Source organism: Promineifilum sp. (SeqCode) (genome assembly GCF_041918635.1).
In the GTDB taxonomy this organism is placed as follows: Bacteria; Chloroflexota; Anaerolineae; order Promineifilales; family Promineifilaceae; genus Promineifilum.
Genome location: NZ_JAYRVJ010000557.1, coordinates 1 through 1619, shown reverse-complemented (window position 1 = coordinate 1619; position 1619 = coordinate 1). Strand labels below are relative to the sequence as shown.

2 protein-coding genes are annotated in these 1619 nt (G+C 68.1%); one reads left to right on the top strand and one right to left on the bottom strand.

The features are described from left to right. Positions 1-491, bottom strand: a 491-nt coding sequence (locus ACE3UY_RS16670) for a conjugal transfer protein TraG N-terminal domain-containing protein (RefSeq protein ID WP_374688618.1), incomplete at its 3' end; no start/stop codon positions are given. A 246-nt stretch (positions 492-737) separates the two neighbouring features. Between ACE3UY_RS16670 and ACE3UY_RS16665 the strand changes: the two genes are divergently transcribed. Next, positions 738-1619, top strand: an 882-nt coding sequence (locus ACE3UY_RS16665) for a transposase zinc-binding domain-containing protein (RefSeq protein ID WP_374688617.1), incomplete at its 3' end; no start/stop codon positions are given.

Below are 1619 nucleotides of genomic sequence, written 5' to 3'. Positions count from 1 at the left end.
TCCGTGCGGAAGTTCGGATCCTGGAAGGCGACGCCGCCTGTCTCCCGGATGAGGCGGTTGCCGAACATCAGGCCGTTCTTCTCGTAGCTCAGTTCGCTCGGAAGGGCGCCGACACCCGGGATGACCTGGAAGGCCGTCTCGAACAGGCCCGTGAGCGTGTGCCCGACCGTACTGGTGACACTGCCGAGAAAGGCCACGCCGAAGGGGACGTTGGCCACCACCTTGACGGCGGATCCGCCGGTCTTGTCGACGACGCCCACGGTCACCCGCGGCACGATGAGGACGGAGAACACCAGCAGCACGGTGGCCAGCCACTTCCAGCCCTGCAGCTTCTCGGGCGCGAAGGCGTAGGCCACCAGCGCCGCGATGAACCCGCAGAAGGCCACGGCGGCGACCGCCGCCATGTAGTCGCCAGAGCCGTGGATGGTTGCCGCAGCGTTGAAGATGCCGAACAGGCTGTCGGCGTTCTGGTAGGCGTAGATTTCCCACATGCGTCGCTCCAGGGGGAGCGTGGATCCTGAAGCGATGTGACGATGGCGTCGGCCAGGAACGACCTCAAAAGCACGGGGATATCGGCACTAAGGTGAACGACGGACTCCCGCCGGGGCTGGCCCACCCCAACCGGCTGCACCCGGTGGAGGGCCATCTTCTTGCACCCACAAGCCCGACCGAAGGGCGATGGCGAGTGCAGGGCGATGCTGGGACGGTAGAGGTCCCCATCGAGTCCTCTGCATGCCGTGCACGCCGCCCGCCAGCCCGGTTCCTTACCCGGCTTGGCCAGCCGGCTCCACTACGAACGCCACCGACCGGAGCAGACCACGCTGTACCGCCTGGTCCAGCAGCATGCGGCCAGCTTCATCGCCCACACCGAGGCCAGCACGGACGCCGAGTTGCCGCGGTTCATCAAGGACGAGTTCGACGCCTTCCTCGAGTGCGGCATCCTGGCGCATGGATTCCTGCGGCTACGCTGCGGCGAGTGCGGCCACGACAAGCTGCTGGCCTTCAGCTGCAAGCGCCGGGGATTCTGCCCCTCTTGCGGCGCCCGGCGCATGTCGCAGACCGCTGCGCACCTGGTCGACCACGTCATCCCGCACGTGCCGGTGCGGCAATGGGTGCTGTCGCTGCCGATCCCGCTGCGCGTGCTGCTGGCCGCGCAGCCGGAACTGGTCACGCCGGTGCTGCAGGTGGTGCAGCGCGTGGTCACGCGACATCTGCTGCGGCAGGCGGGGCTCAAGGCTGACGAAGGTCACGGCGGCGCCGTCACGCTGATCCAGCGCTTTGGCTCGGCCGCCAACCTCAACATCCACCTGCACTGTCTGGTACTGGACGGGGTGTACTGCTGCGACGCCGATGGTTCGCCGGCCTTCATTGAGGCGGATGCGCCCACCGACGACGAATTGCACGCGCTGCTGCAGACCGTCATCGCCCGGCTGATGAAGATGCTCACGCGCCGGGGCGTGCTGGTCGAAGACATGGGCCAGACCTACCTGGCCGAGCCGGATGCCGACGGCGAGGAGGCGCGCACGCTGCGGCCGCTGCAGGCCGCGGCCATCACCTACCGAATCGCCTTCGGGCCGCGCGCCGGGCAGAAGGTGCTGACCCTGAGAGGCGCGATGCCG